The sequence below is a fragment of the Microbulbifer sp. MKSA007 genome (genome assembly GCA_032615215.1).
In the GTDB taxonomy this organism is placed as follows: domain Bacteria; phylum Pseudomonadota; class Gammaproteobacteria; order Pseudomonadales; family Cellvibrionaceae; genus Microbulbifer.
Map to the genome: position 1 here is coordinate 47,652 of CP128432.1, position 12,774 is coordinate 60,425.

14 protein-coding genes are annotated in these 12,774 nt (G+C 50.6%); 1 reads left to right on the top strand and 13 read right to left on the bottom strand.

The genetic code is table 11. The features are described 5' to 3' along the window. Positions 1–31 precede the first annotated feature (31 nt). The 5 genes from QT397_02230 to QT397_02250 all read right to left on the bottom strand — a co-directional run bounded on the left by QT397_02230 (position 32) and on the right by QT397_02250 (position 6,767). The gene (locus tag QT397_02230; GenBank protein ID WNZ54083.1) at positions 32–2,641 is read right to left on the bottom strand and encodes a hypothetical protein; all 2,610 of its coding nucleotides are present in this window, start codon (positions 2,639–2,641) and stop codon (positions 32–34) included. A gap of 14 nt (positions 2,642–2,655) precedes the next feature. Next, positions 2,656–3,624, bottom strand: coding sequence for a TrbI/VirB10 family protein (locus QT397_02235; GenBank protein ID WNZ54084.1), 969 nt, complete (start codon positions 3,622–3,624; stop codon positions 2,656–2,658). A 174-nt stretch (positions 3,625–3,798) separates the two neighbouring features. Continuing rightward, positions 3,799–4,785 (bottom strand): TrbG/VirB9 family P-type conjugative transfer protein, encoded by a 987-nt coding sequence (locus tag QT397_02240; GenBank protein ID WNZ54085.1) that lies wholly within the window; start codon positions 4,783–4,785, stop codon positions 3,799–3,801. Continuing rightward, positions 4,782–5,591, bottom strand: a complete 810-nt coding sequence (locus QT397_02245) for a VirB8/TrbF family protein (protein ID WNZ53981.1) — start codon at positions 5,589–5,591, stop codon at positions 4,782–4,784. Before QT397_02245 ends, QT397_02240 begins: the two co-directional genes overlap by 4 nt. A 132-nt stretch (positions 5,592–5,723) precedes the next feature. Further along, a complete protein-coding gene (locus tag QT397_02250) occupies positions 5,724–6,767 on the bottom strand; it encodes a hypothetical protein (protein ID WNZ53982.1) in 1,044 nt (347 codons plus the stop codon). Here QT397_02250 and QT397_02255 point away from each other — a divergent pair. After that, the gene (locus QT397_02255) at positions 6,736–7,401 is read left to right on the top strand and encodes a hypothetical protein (GenBank protein WNZ53983.1); all 666 of its coding nucleotides are present in this window, start codon (positions 6,736–6,738) and stop codon (positions 7,399–7,401) included. The two genes, QT397_02250 and QT397_02255, sit on opposite strands and share 32 nt — an antisense overlap. A gap of 23 nt (positions 7,402–7,424) precedes the next feature. Here the strand turns inward: QT397_02255 and QT397_02260 are convergent, their stop codons facing one another. From QT397_02260 to QT397_02295, 8 genes are read right to left on the bottom strand one after another with little or no spacing between them, the layout of a single operon-like run. Then, positions 7,425–8,204, bottom strand: coding sequence for a hypothetical protein (locus QT397_02260; protein ID WNZ53984.1), 780 nt, complete (start codon positions 8,202–8,204; stop codon positions 7,425–7,427). After that, entirely contained in the window at positions 8,186–10,543 is a 2,358-nt protein-coding gene (locus tag QT397_02265) for a hypothetical protein (GenBank protein WNZ53985.1), read from the bottom strand. The genes QT397_02260 and QT397_02265 overlap by 19 nt, the downstream gene beginning before the upstream one ends. After that, the gene (locus tag QT397_02270; protein ID WNZ53986.1) at positions 10,540–10,863 is read right to left on the bottom strand and encodes a hypothetical protein; all 324 of its coding nucleotides are present in this window, start codon (positions 10,861–10,863) and stop codon (positions 10,540–10,542) included. Before QT397_02270 ends, QT397_02265 begins: the two co-directional genes overlap by 4 nt. A 10-nt stretch (positions 10,864–10,873) precedes the next feature. Beyond that, positions 10,874–11,191, bottom strand: a complete 318-nt coding sequence (locus QT397_02275) for a TrbC/VirB2 family protein (GenBank protein ID WNZ53987.1) — start codon at positions 11,189–11,191, stop codon at positions 10,874–10,876. A gap of 7 nt (positions 11,192–11,198) precedes the next feature. Continuing rightward, positions 11,199–11,723, bottom strand: coding sequence for a hypothetical protein (locus QT397_02280; GenBank protein ID WNZ53988.1), 525 nt, complete (start codon positions 11,721–11,723; stop codon positions 11,199–11,201). An 18-nt stretch (positions 11,724–11,741) separates the two neighbouring features. Next, positions 11,742–11,921 carry a hypothetical protein gene (locus QT397_02285; GenBank protein WNZ53989.1) on the bottom strand — a complete coding sequence of 60 codons (180 nt, stop codon included), beginning with the start codon at positions 11,919–11,921 and terminating at the stop codon, positions 11,742–11,744. Positions 11,922–11,956: 35 nt separating this feature from the next. Then, positions 11,957–12,466, bottom strand: a complete 510-nt coding sequence (locus tag QT397_02290) for a hypothetical protein (GenBank protein WNZ53990.1) — start codon at positions 12,464–12,466, stop codon at positions 11,957–11,959. 15 nt (positions 12,467–12,481) lie between these two features. Further along, the gene (locus QT397_02295; protein ID WNZ53991.1) at positions 12,482–12,679 is read right to left on the bottom strand and encodes a hypothetical protein; all 198 of its coding nucleotides are present in this window, start codon (positions 12,677–12,679) and stop codon (positions 12,482–12,484) included. Positions 12,680–12,774 lie beyond the last annotated feature (95 nt).

The following is a 12,774-nucleotide window of genomic DNA, read 5'->3' on the forward strand; positions in this document are numbered from 1 at the left end:
GCCCGCCAACTCAGTTGGTAGAACTTAGATACTAGCAGTACTCATCGCTATTCGATCTGCTACCGTTTTTGCGCACCAGGCTCTTTTTAAGCTTTGAGTTGGAGTAATTTTTCCAGCTGGTGTATTCCACTTTCCCATCCGGATACGTGATCTTCGTACGAGTCCGATATTCCTCTTTTTCGTACTCGTTGGTAATGAAACCAGTCGCACATTCAGGAACACGCGGAGAATAGTAAGTGGTCTTGCGCGTGGTCTTGCGTTCCGTAACACGGGTACAAACATCGCTGACCACACCTGATCCGGCACCGGCGTTTTTGACATACTCAGAACCATCAGGCCGCTCATATGTTTTCATCAACGTGGATGGCACCGTTTTGTTACAGCCATCAATTGTTGCATCACCTGCACGAGGCACATCTTCCTCATGTGTTAGGTTGTAAGCAACTTCAGCTGCTCCAGGCATCAACATGGTTTGCGCAATGGTGTGATTTGCACCTTCAACCCTGATCCAAACATCTGAAAGAGGCTTGGCTTTCAGTCTTGCATCATTGTTCTGCCAACCGGTTGTTTCTACATTGTGATTGAAAGTATTGTCGCCCTTCTCACAGGAACCAACATAGTTGCGATCTGGATTGTTGTAGTAGAACCTTTGCAGACCGTAGGAGTAACCGGATGTGAAGTCATGAATGAAGTCGTTTGGGTTCATGCAGCCTTCAGTGGTTGATTTACACTGATAGCCTTCCGCGTAAGGCGCTCCAGCTCCCATATCGATTTCAAGACGTGTTCCATCTGGCCGCTCAAAAACATCGGTCAATTTGGTTGGAATGAAACCGTAGCAACCCTCAAAGTAACGACCACCTGGCTTTTGCTCAGTTTCTTCACCCAAAGAGGTGTAAGCAAATTCCGGAGCACCTGGCAGCAACATGTTTGAAGCGATTGGATAGACCTGCCCAGAGACATTGATAGACACATCAGAAAGCGGCTGAGCGACTTTCTTTTCGTCATTGTACTTCCAAGAGGAGATCTCAACGTCATGGGTGTAAGCTGTCTTGCTCTGCTGACAGCTGTTCACATAAACACGTAGTGGGTTTTCATAATAGTGGCGCTCAAGGCCATATGAGACACCTGCAGCAATGTCGTGATTGAACTCTGCAGGGTTCATACACCCTTCACTGGTCGCTAGAATGTTGATTGTTGTGTTTGAATCAGGGGTACACTGATCGATGTACTGCGCAACACCATCTACCACAATCTCGTTGCGATACTGTGGGATCGCTCTGCGTCCAGTCAGATCCACCATGGTTTGGCAGATATCGACGCCATTCTTCTTGAATACCTTCTCATGCTTGAAGGTCTTGTCAGTCTGGGTGCACGGTGAAGCCTGGTAGAACTGGCCGTCACGCTCATACATCCACATTGCCATTTCGGTTGAAAGAGCATTGCCGAAATCATGAACGATATTACAGCCATCAGCCACTTGGGTCATTTGGATTGGCGGAACGGTTTCAGAGCGCTCACAAGTGCGAACAGTCTGAAGGTTGTTGTTGCCATCGGTGTAGACCAGCGAGGTTTCAACGTAAGCCTTACCCTCTTCCAGATTTACATCAATCGGACAGGTATCGGCTTCTGTGATCCGGAACGTTGTGTCTGGATCTGGCTGACAGTCAGACAGCTGAATACGCTCTTGCTGGCTATTGATGTAGTACTCAAGGAACTGAGGCTTTGCGATACGCGCATTGAGATCAATCTTGTCTTCACAAGTTGCAGCGCTCTTTTGGATCGTGAAGTTTGTCCCGCTATCAGAACAAGCACTTTCCTCAACAACGATGCCTTTCTTGAGCGTTTGCGTCTTAGACTGAACGCGCACCTGACCCTGATTGCGGTCGATGACTGGTGAACATCCATCATAGGTTACGCGAACCTCTTCTGGATCTTCTTCAGGTGTCTCAGCCTTTTCTACGTCCTTGCGTTCTGGCGTCTCATAGCCACTTGAACCTGGAGTTTCACCACCGCCTGATGGGCTGCCACCAGATCCAGACCCACCGTTCTCATCGCGGGCAACATCACGGTAATCTTCTTCCTTTTCCTCGCCCGATTTTTCCTTGTCTTCTGCAGGAGCCTCATCTGAGTTCAGCTTCTTTAGAGCTGCAATCAGTTCTTCCTCATTACCAGAAACATCAAGGGTTTCTTCCGGATTGATCACATCCTCTTCAACATCAAACTGCGAAGAGAAGTTTTCTGCATTCAGTTCAACAAAACGCTCGCCCTTCGTCAGGCGTGTGAGCACAGCTTGCCCGATCTTCTTCCCATCATGCATGACATACTGGGAGAAGCCTTCTGCGCTCACACCTGATACAGACACTTCGTCTTTGTTGACCCCTGCAGTAAACTGCGGTGCCTTTTTAATCTGCAAGGCCAGCTCAACTGCTTTGCCTTCAAAAATTGGTGTTGTCTGCTTCACAGCAACGGCGAACAGCTTTTCACGAAGTGCAGCGGTGGCCTCTGCCGCACTCGTGCCCTGCTTGCCTGCCTGCACTGCCTGCGTTGCTGCAGACGGCGGTGAAGCAGTTTGGGAGAAGCCTGCAACTGAACTTGTCAGCAGCAAGGCTCCAACCAGACTAAGCCTTAAAATATTCCGCATCTAAATAACCCTCATCACTGTTGGGTAGGTGGAGCCAAGTACCAGTCATATTCAGGTCTGATCTGAACTCTGGTGCCTTGGGAAATACGGATGACCGGCCTCAAATTGACCGTGTCTTCCATAAACTTTGCCGACAACTCGCCAACGTTCTCCGAGATGCCTGTCAGGGCTGAAGCGATTGTGTCGGAGCCTTTCAAACCATAGGCAGATGCCATGGTAACGGCTGATTCAACGGTCGCACCGATGGCAACGGTGGTCACGGCGGTGCCGTACTTCTCCCACCAACGGTTATCGACATGTCCGGACATGCCGCCATAGCCTTGAGCATCGCCAACCTTGGCCTTGAGCTGGTAGATTTCAGCTCGGCTTTCAGCCATGAGAACGCGCTCACATTGGAAGCCAATACGGGTCTGTCCAACCTTCTTGGCACTCTCATAACGGCAGATCATACGGCTTCCCTTGGGAACCAGAAGATTGGCCCCGTGATAGCCGTAAACATCCCTGCTCACCTGAATGACGACCGTGCCCTCATCTGCAAGCTGGCTGTTGATGCCAGTTTCCATGATGCCGGTGATATAACGGTCGGCAGTCACAATGCGGCTGTTATCAACCGCACTGGTGGAGATCCGGCCTGAAGCCTTGTAGGTGCTGTTCTCCGGATCAATGCCTTGTGGTGCAGCTAATGATCCTGCAACACCAGATCCGGGAGGAGGCACATTAAGCGCTGCCGTCTCAACTAACCCGCCATCCAGTCCAGGAACATTACCCTCAAGGCCATTAGCCATCACACCTTCTGATGTAATGTAGCCTTGCGTACCAAAACGAGCCGCTCGTGCTGCCTGCAGCTCCAGCTCAAACGGGCTTGGCTCTTTGGGCTTGGGTGGCTCAACAATCTTCTCGACTGTGATGTACTCTTTCTTGATGATCGTTCTTGGCGGCGCGTCTTTGCTGACTTCCCTTTCAACTACGATTGGAGGAGCCATAATGATGCGCGGTGCAGGTGGAGCTGGTGGAGCCACCGGCTTTGGTTTTGGGGGAGTTTGTAATCAAACACCCCCTCGTCACTGGGCGGCAAACCACGAGCCACAACCGGCTCGGGCTCACACGCCCCGCCAAAGCTCAGTCCCACCGCAAGGAATAACTCACATACACTCATGTTAGTTACCCTTGAACTCGATGCACATATAGGACTGACCAGATTTCAGGGTGATCAGTTTACTCGTATTTTCAATGATATAGGTAGATCCGGACACGCGGGTATTGACCAGCTCGTCAATTCCATCAACCACCACATAGGCGGTCGGCAGCTCAATGTCCTTCCACTTGTCGCCATAGAAAATGTAGGTGAAGTGATCATCTCGCAGAACCATTTCAGGCTTCAGGGAATTGTCAGATCCCCAAAGCTTGTACTCGCCCCAACCGCGCAGTTTGGACGGGTCGATGTTGGCCTTCTTCACATAGTCACCGGCTACCTTTTGAGCATCACCAGACTTGGGCGTATATGGCATGTTCATCAGCGGCGCAGGTGGTCCACCTGCAGCAACTTCGATAAAGGCTGATTGGGCAACACGAGGCTTCTCAATCTTAAAGAAGAGATCGGGAAGATTTTCTGAGTTCACCGTCTCAGCACGAAGATAGAAGCTGTAGACCCTGCCATCTTCTGCATAGACCTGCAGCGAGCTATCAGCGCCTGCTGCCAGTGGCTTGACCACCAAAGTGTTGTCAGTACGCACTTTAGTGTCAAACAAGCTTGCATCAGCAATGTCCGCATTCTTAATCTTCACGTCTTCTGGAAGCTGAATAACAGAGGCCATGAACTCACGAAGGCGCACGCGGTAAACGCAGGCACCGCAATCAACCTGAGTATGAACACCGCTGTCTTTACCGGCCTTGTCCCATGCCTTCTGAATCTGGCCCAATGGAACGGTCGTACGGCTCATCTGACCGAACTCACCACGGCGCTGTGCTGCAGCTTGTTTGAGCGCGTCTTGCGGTACGCTGGCCGTCACGCTTTGAGATGCAACCTGCTGGCCTTGTGCAACGCGCTGGCTTGGCGTTTGAGGACCACGATTGAGCGCTGTCTGAGCAAGAGCAGTGTTTGAAACAAGCAATGTGACAAGAAAAAGAGAAATGCGAGACGTCATGTGGTTGGCCTTTCCTGAACAGCCAATTTCAAAATGCGGATTCCTAGAGGATTTTCGAAGCGCTCTACGGTCGTGACTTCTTGAGGACGGGTCGTCATCTCCAGATAAGCTCGAAGCTTGCTTTGCTCTGGTGGCTGTCTGCCGATCTTGTCAGTCTGGATGAAGTCAACGGAGTATTGATAGACACCGTTATAGGCATCGACCTGGCTCGCCGTCTCAACAGTGATGGAACGGTTGAGACCATCTTCAATGGCCTCATCGATCCGACCTTCATTTTCTTTCAAAAACTGCCGGTAGAAGTCCTGATCAGAATAAGTTGCGACTTCTTTGAAGCGTGCTCCTTGAGAGATGCCATCAACGGCAAGGATCTGCGCCACATAGCGCCGTGCCATCTTCTCAAGCATCAGCTCAAAGCCATCAACTTCAACCGAGATCGGCTCCACACGGTAGATCCGGTCATCAGCTGGATCTACACGCAAGAGCGCCACTTCTGTTGTCTTCAAAGGGATCGCTACGGCTAGAACTTGCAATGCCGTAGCTAACCCCAGGCCAGTGACCACATTGAGGAATACTGAGACCTTGAACAATCTCACCATGCGGCGATGGGCAGTTTTGTACGCAAAGGGGTCTGCATCCAGAACGGCTTCATGTGCTCCAGGTCGTTCACCCTCAACACTCAGCTCGGGCGCATTGACCTCAACCAGTGCCGTGCCCTCAACTGGGGCCTCCGGCTCCGCTTTGTTTTTCTTGCCAAATTTAAACTTGTGCAGCATCGACCCACTCGAAAGCTTGAGGTTGATATTCAAGGTCTACGCATGCGCATGGAGAGGGCCGCATTTCGTCGGTATTCACCGGTTCATAGGGCATCTCGGTGGTCTGACAACCAGCCAGAAGCAAGACAATCGAAAGAATTGGAATGAAACTTTTACGCATGGAAATTACTTCTCTGATTTGAGTGCATCGGTTGCTTGACTTTTGGGAGCGCGGCCTGAGCCGTATTTTGAACTCATGTCATGGGCGGCATCGCCCAGAGCATCGTTAGTGACGCCAATCGCGGCTTTGCCTGCCTTGTAGGCCGCGCCGCCGCCTTTCATGTAGCTGCTGGCCATACCGCCAACACCTTGCATCATGGCGCCTGAAGTTGCTGCATTAAGAGAGGCTTGAGCGATGGTTCCCGCTAGGCTGACGGCTTCTTGAATGAGCGCCACGCCAGACCAAGCGGTGAGGATTACAACGATGTAGTTCCCCCAAGCAGTGTCATCACTCAAATCTGTACCAACGCCCTCACCAGTCGGCACAAGACTCTCAACGCCTTTAACAATGAGCGAAAACACTAATGTGACCGAAACAAGCGTGATTACAGCGCCTAATAGGGTTCGCACACCGTTTCCAATCTGCTCACGCCCCCAAGGAAAGGCGCTCAGAGTGATGATGTAGGGAGCAAATAGGCAAATCATCATGATGCGGAAGAGGCCAATGGCAACCTGTGTCACAAACACGATCATCATCAGAATAAAGGGCAGCATCAGGAGACCGGTAAAAATTACATAGCCAACCTTGTCGAAGAACCCTGCTCCATCCATCATGGACTTTGCCATGTTAATTGGCTGCATGAAGGCCGTTTCAATGCCGGAAACAAGCTCTACTACAGCACTGCTGCCACCGCCGCCGCCCATGATGCTTGCAGGGATGCCAAACATGATGTTGTAGGTGACCTCGTAAACCTGTCCTGCAAGGCCATATTGCAGAGCCATTAGCACACCAAAGCCAAAGAACAAAAATACGAATTGAGTTGCAATTCCCCCAACGTCTGCAGCGCCGGTAACGAGCTTAAACCCTTGGAATACCGCCCATAAACATGCTAGGCTCACAAAAATTGCCAGCATAGGTTCAAAGGCTATATCCATGAAATTGTTTACGAAGTCGCCGCCGTTTTTGACGTACTCTTCAATGACCTGGCAGCTAACACAACCACTACTCATTGCACTCACCTTCCTTGTTGGTACGGCGCAAGCTCAAGCTGAAATCAAACTCGGCGAACTGAAAAGTTCCATCGCTCTGGAAGGGTCCGCCGTACCGCCGACGCGACACAATTGGGGGACAGATGCCTCGGACTTTGTTGATCCGACCTATGCTAAGTGGGCGTGGAACAACTTGAATAATTTTGAAGCTTTGTCGGAGGAGCTTGCGAAGTATGAAAGCGCGTATATGGCGTGGGAAAAGTCTGCTGAGACTGAATACAAACGAGGAGTAAAGGCAGTTGTGAAAGATGTTCCCTTTCTCAAAAGAGGTAAGATCGAAAAAGCCTTTCGGGTTGAATCCGACAAAAAAATCTTTCTTGCGAGCGAACAACAAGAGGCAATCGCGAAGTATCGTGATCTGGAATTGATGCGCTTGTCCTGGAACTACTCGTTTGTGAAAAGCGCACCGTTTGCTGCAGAAGACTGGCGTGCTTATGAAGTCTTTTACTGCGAGCGAAACACCAAACGGTTTAACTTCAGAATGGAAGACTGCCGCATTCCGAACTGGCGCAGTCCAGACGTTCCGGAGGCTTACAAAGCTACCTACGAGCGGCGCAAGGCCGAGGGTACGCTGAAGTACCTGCAAACCAACTGAATATGAGGGCATAGACAGGGAGGTCATGAAGAACCTCCCTTCTTTTTCATGTCTTTCTTTGCCAGCTCGCTCTCAAGTGGAACACCTTGCAGAATAGATTTGGCCGAAGAGACTTTGAGGATCTGGGCAAGCAGCTGATTAGTCTGCGATTGACTTTGCAGCAGCGCAGTGTTGACCTCGATGAGCACCTGCAGGCGCTCATTCACTGTTTGGGCTTTAGCCCCCTCACCTTTCAGCTCTTGGGCTGCACTTAGCGTTTGAAGCGCATTTTCCTGCGCCATATCTGCCTGAGCCAGACCTTTGAAAGACGCATCCGCAACAGTGTTCTCTCGCGCTTTTTGCACGCCAGCGATTGTGGCTCTCTTTTGCTCCCATGTCTGGGACTTCATATCCTTTGGTTCGGCTACCAGTCCGTTTTGATAGGCATCAGAGCGAGAGCAGAGCGAGCCGATATCCATCTCATCAAAGCTCACATCAGGCATCAGACTTTCAAAGTCGGGAACCAGACAGGAGTTGTCGGACATGATCTGGCTGGTAATATTGCCAAAGTTGAGGGATGGGATTGAGATCTTGGAGACCTCACCAATGCTTTTCAGCGTATCGTCAATGCCAGCACGAACATCCTTGACCACATCAAGCTGCTCTTTCATGGTGGCGAGCTGCTTCTTCAGTTCTGTGATCGTCTTCTTGGCTTCAGCCAAGCCCTTCACATCAATTACAGGCTTGGCGGCATAAGCGCTTTCAGTGGCAAGGCATAAAGAAAGCGATATAGCAGTTGCCGCAATTAAACGTGAGATAGCCATTGCTCCCCCCAGACTTCCTGAATTTTTTGAAGTTCAGCCATTGGGCCAGTGCCTGAGCGGTAGAAGCGCAGCGCATCACCAAGACCAGATAGGTCAACATCGATGATGGTGCTTTCATTGTAGCCAGTCGCCAGATCGCGTCTGACCAGAAGAACCTGACGGCCTCCTTGCAGCTCAGTCTCACCGCGAATAAATGCAATCTGATCATCGCTCAGGTTGAACGGCTCCAGCGCACTATCACTGCCGCCGCAACCAGCCATGAAGAGGAGGTTTGGAGCGTTGTTGATGATCTTGGCAGACCCCTCATACTCCACAAGTGCCTCAGGGTTCTGGAAGGCAAGCCCAACAACACCGCCAAGTTTGCGGTATTCCATGAACATCTGCCCAACAAGATCACGGAAGCCTTTGTTACGCAGAAGGTTGGCGGCTTCATCAACGAAGATGGAAAAGCCATTCTGGTTCACCTTGGCAGCTTCATAAATTGCGCTGGATACATGAGTAACCAGAGCAGGACCAAGCAACGGATCTTTCAAAGGCTCGGTCATATCAATGCCGACCAGGTGGCTAGTTTCGAGGAAGGAGCGAATGCTGTCATGAGGGGCGTTGAAGATGTGGCTATAAGCCCCCTCTCCCTGCCGTTCATCATGAACCCATCTGGTGAAAGCTCGTTTGATATCTGTATCCGGTGGGAATGCCGCCTTGAAAATATTATCGAATGTACGCGCACCACGCTCCAGAACACTGGCAAAATCCAACACATCATTGATCTGGTCATCCATCTCTTGGGCGTACTGTTCACCCAGCATGATCCGGATCATGGTCGCGGCCCGCTGACGCGTGGCTTTATCTGCTAAATCACCATCAAGAGGATTGAGAGAAAGCTGATCAAAGGACTGGTATTTGCCTCCCATGACCTCAGTCATGAACCGCGCACCTTCTAGACTGTCAAAGACGTAATTGCGCACCCCTGCAAACTTGGCGATCCCGCCAAGCAGGTGCATGATCAGCGTGGACTTACCTGTACCGGTAGGAGCAAAAATCAGGTAATGGCCTGCGGCCTGAGGCTTGTCTGCAATATGGAACTGGAAGGCGTAGTTCTGGCCTGTTGGCGTCTTGAACAGGCGCAAAGGGCGATCACCAAACGGAGAGGAGTACATGCCTTCTGGAGAATACTGGAACGGCCATAGCGCGGCGATGTTGTAATCCATCAATCGCAGCTTTCTAACCAGCTTGTCCTGTCCAGGCATGCGATTGAACCAGCTGTTTGCAGCTGGTGCGGTTTCAACAGAATGCTTAACACGGCGCGTGTTCAAGATGGCTGAGATCTGGTCCAGTACCTCGCTCAGCTCTTCTTCGGATCTGGCCCGAACAGTGAACTGCAGCTGGGTTTGAAACATAGCGTTGGAGTTATTGGTCAGCGCTTCGGTGGCCTCATTGAGTTCAGCAACCATGGAAGCTGAAGTAAGGAAGCTGTTGAGCTGCTCAGCCTTTTTGCGCGTGTATTCGATGATGGTTTTTTCGGTGTTAAGCGGGAGGCATACTTGAGTGACTTCCAGCTCAGCAGGTAATGCGAGTATCTTGGAAATCATCATTCCTGACACGCTGTCAGGATACTCATGAACACCGATTGTCTTATGAATATGCTTGAGTGGAGACTGCGTTAAGACAGTCCCGTCTTTATTGATGATGAGATCGCAAACGGGCAGGTTTGCATTGATTGACCGGCTCACTCGCGTGATATTGTTTGGCATCTCGCCGCAGACGAGATAGGTCAGGAACGCTGTGAGTTCACAATGGTCTGTGAGGTTTGCTGCCGCTTCAAGTAGCTCAATCTGGTACTTTTCAAAGCCAGAGAGCAACGTTTTACTGTTCTTGCTCAGCCCCTCATAAGTCTTGGCCTCCACCACCACAAACCAGTGCATGGAGTATGCACGTTTATAAAGTTCTTTTTCCGCGTTACCAATTTCGCGCAAGGCTGGTGAGGGCCAGTCAGCGTCGAACGAGATATCTTTAAGGCGCTTGACGGCAACAAACCGGAATGCTGATCCGGTTGCACCAACCTGATGCAAAATGTTGGTGCGCTGATTGGCAAGCGAAGACAACTCAGTAAAGTTCATGGTGTCGTAAGACATGCCGCGCATACGAAACACACGAAACAGTGTGCCGTCTTTCATGACGACGGTTGATCGGTCATCCAGCAGATGATCAAAGTCCAGCTCATCTGCAAGCCAGTCTTGTTCAAACTCACCACCATCATTGGCCCGCAGCAGTTTGTTGGCGTACATGGCCGCGCCACCGGCAACGCCTAATGTTGCAACAGTTGAAAGAATGATGCTCATTTTCCCTTGCCTTTTTTCGCCTTGGCCGTAGAGCCGCCGACGATAAGGCAGCGGGTTTGTTTGCCTTTGAAGAAGGTGTGAGGCAGCAAAAGTGTCGCCTCACAATGAGCGTCCTTGCGCCGAAGTGTGATCGTGAACACCAGAGCAGGAGGAATGGCAAAAATGCAGAGCAGCATGACAACCGGCGGATCAATCACTAAGGTTAAAATAGCGCCCACAAAGAACACTCCACCCAACGCAAACGCCGCAAACAAGGGCGGCATGCCAAAGATGGTTGAGGGAGATTGTAGATGCCGATAAACGCCGTTCTGCACTCGCATACCACTCTCCCTAGGCTAGATCGACAAGGGCGCGGATTGCTGTTGGAGCAGCTACAATAATGATCGCCGCAATGACATAGTTAACCAATCTTTCCCACCGCATGCTGCCAGACATGGCCGACCAAGCACCGAAGGCCACAACACCAAGTCCGACCACGACAGCACCGATCTGAACCATGCCGCTTTCTAGGTACCCGAAGGTCGTGACAGCTGGGTTCGCCCAGTCAGCGCCTGCATAGGCTATGGCTGGGTTCAGGAGCAAAACAGCAAGGAGAAAGAGTTTGACCTCACGGGTCAGGAACGACTTTGAATATCGAGAAGGAAGCATGACAAACCTATTTGATCATGATGAGATAGAAAGCCCCCACGGCGAGCCAGTTGAGGGCGGTTAGGAGAACAAAAGGCCACTTGAGGCCTCTGACTTTGGATGTGAGAGTGCCAAGTTCTGAGGAGAACTGAGCTTGCTGTTTCAGCAGGTTTTCAACGGAGCTGGCTTCTGCGTCCTGACGCAGTTGCCCAAGGGTTGAACTCAAACCAGAAAGCTCGCCCTGCAAGCTTTCAGAAAGGGTCTTAGCCACTTCTGGAAGCATTGCTTTGAGCTTCTCGCGCTCTGCTCCTTGCCGCGTATCGGTCTCCTGCAGGAGGACCGAAAGATCGGCAACGAACACCTCAAACATGGAGTAGAGCAACCAGATCGGGTCATCAGATCCCGCTCCGCGTCCCCCATGTTTCTTGGCAAGGAGCGCTTGAACTTCGTCCAGAGTTGAGATCTGCAGATCCTTAGGAGCTGCTTTAGTCTCTTCCATGAAGTCGAAGTTTGGCTGGCTGTTGTCTTGCGCTGCTGAAGCGTCGATTGTCATCACATCCTCGCTTCAGGCTTACATTTTCATGGCTTCAAGCTGGGAAAACACATCGTTTTGAACCATCTTGAGACGTTGGCGAGACATAAGCCCAAAGGCCTCGTCATTGATTGCTTCGCTGAAGGTCTTTCGTTTTTCGATCATTTGCTGAATGTCGAAGTTGAAAGAGCTTCCGGTGCGCTGCTTGAGTGTTGGCACCGCGTAGATGCGTTCGATGTTGTCCTTGAAGATTTTCAGATCTTCGAAAGGTTTGTCGTTCTTTGCAGCAAGTCCTGAGTATTCATTCTTCCAGATGATAATTTTCTGCTTTGGGAATACTTTGAAGATCTTATCGACACAGGAAAGAGTAGCATCAATTGCCCCTCCCCACTGACAACCGTATGAATGGCAACTTCGCATTCATTGTCCTGCAGCAGGTCAAGAACACCGTTCTCATCCAGATACTTGAGCATCGGCAGGAAGGTTGTCGCGCCCGTGTCGATAACGAAGTGCAGATCTTCTTCAGCCTCCAAAATACCTTCAATGATCTGGTCAAAGCTGCGGTGATCTATCTCACCGTTATCCATCATGCGGATAAGATTACAATTGAGAGCCTTGTAAGAATGCAAAGTAGGATTTACTGGGTCTGTATCAATTGCAATCAGCTTTCTTTCTTTATGTCTTAAGAACTCAGAAAGACAAAGAGAGACAAAACTCTTACCGGCTCCGCCTTTTCCTTGCAGGACTATGTTTACGTACTTCATGATTACTCAATTCAGTTAGTCGTAGTTGGGAATATCGTCGGCCATTTGGAACCGGCTTTTGCCTTCAGGTTGCGATGTCAGGAGCGGGCCATTTGTTGGAGACGCCCGCTCCTGCTCTGCTTGGGGTGGGGGTGCAATGGCACCTCCAGAAGACGATTTCGGCTTAGGGTTCAAAGCCTTATCCGCACAATTATAAAAAGATGCTCTCGACATAGAGATCTTTCCTTCGTTGGAAAGGGCCTCAAAGATCTTATGTTTAGATACACCTCTCCCGATCTCTGCCTCGACATGCGCACGCACAAGTTGAA

Coding starts and splice junctions, on each gene's coding strand:
- QT397_02240 (WNZ54085.1), bottom strand. CDS start 4,785: ATGACGTCTCGCATTTCTCTTTTTCTTGTCACATTGCTTGTTTCAAAC.
- QT397_02230 (WNZ54083.1), bottom strand. CDS start 2,641: ATGCGGAATATTTTAAGGCTTAGTCTGGTTGGAGCCTTGCTGCTGACA.
- QT397_02270 (WNZ53986.1), bottom strand. CDS start 10,863: ATGCGAGTGCAGAACGGCGTTTATCGGCATCTACAATCTCCCTCAACC.
- QT397_02265 (WNZ53985.1), bottom strand. CDS start 10,543: ATGAGCATCATTCTTTCAACTGTTGCAACATTAGGCGTTGCCGGTGGC.
- QT397_02295 (WNZ53991.1), bottom strand. CDS start 12,679: ATGTCGAGAGCATCTTTTTATAATTGTGCGGATAAGGCTTTGAACCCT.
- QT397_02280 (WNZ53988.1), bottom strand. CDS start 11,723: ATGACAATCGACGCTTCAGCAGCGCAAGACAACAGCCAGCCAAACTTC.
- QT397_02235 (WNZ54084.1), bottom strand. CDS start 3,624: ATGGCTCCTCCAATCGTAGTTGAAAGGGAAGTCAGCAAAGACGCGCCG.
- QT397_02250 (WNZ53982.1), bottom strand. CDS start 6,767: ATGAGTAGTGGTTGTGTTAGCTGCCAGGTCATTGAAGAGTACGTCAAA.
- QT397_02260 (WNZ53984.1), bottom strand. CDS start 8,204: ATGGCTATCTCACGTTTAATTGCGGCAACTGCTATATCGCTTTCTTTA.
- QT397_02275 (WNZ53987.1), bottom strand. CDS start 11,191: ATGCTTCCTTCTCGATATTCAAAGTCGTTCCTGACCCGTGAGGTCAAA.
- QT397_02255 (WNZ53983.1), top strand. CDS start 6,736: ATGACCTGGCAGCTAACACAACCACTACTCATTGCACTCACCTTCCTT.
- QT397_02290 (WNZ53990.1), bottom strand. CDS start 12,466: ATGAAGTACGTAAACATAGTCCTGCAAGGAAAAGGCGGAGCCGGTAAG.